This is a genomic window from Cupriavidus sp. KB_39, from assembly GCF_052114485.1.
In the GTDB taxonomy this organism is placed as follows: Bacteria; Pseudomonadota; Gammaproteobacteria; order Burkholderiales; family Burkholderiaceae; genus Cupriavidus.
In genome coordinates this window covers 1-383 of sequence record NZ_JBFREV010000242.1, presented here as the reverse complement: position 1 = coordinate 383, position 383 = coordinate 1, and the positions used below count along the sequence as shown (strand labels likewise).

Below are 383 nucleotides of genomic sequence, written 5' to 3'. Positions count from 1 at the left end.
ATCATCGGCATGCCCCGCCTCACCTCACCATGACTTTCGATCTCTTCGACGCCCTGCCCGCCGACCCCGACACCCCGTCCGCCACCGAGCCCCTTGGCCCGGGCGCCGTGGTGCTGCGTGGTTTTGCGCGGGATGTCGATACCCGCCTGCTGGCCGCCGTGGACCAGGTCAGCGCCCAGGCCCCGTTCCGCCACCTGATCACCCCCGGTGGGCTGCGCATGTCGGTGGCCATGACCAACTGCGGCGAGGCGGGATGGGTCTCGGACCGCACCGGTTACCGCTACGACCCCGTCGACCCCGATTCCGGCGCGCCGTGGCCGCCCATGCCCGAGGTGTTCCGCGCGCTGGCCGAGCGCGCCGCCGCCAGCGCCGGCTCGCCGGCT

Annotated in this window: 1 protein-coding gene; it reads left to right on the top strand. The window is 73.4% G+C overall.

All coding sequences use genetic code 11. The features are described 5' to 3' along the window. Positions 1 to 29 precede the first annotated feature (29 nt). On the top strand, positions 30 to 383 hold a 354-nt coding region (locus tag AB4Z27_RS29760; RefSeq protein WP_441646080.1), incomplete at its 3' end, for an alpha-ketoglutarate-dependent dioxygenase AlkB.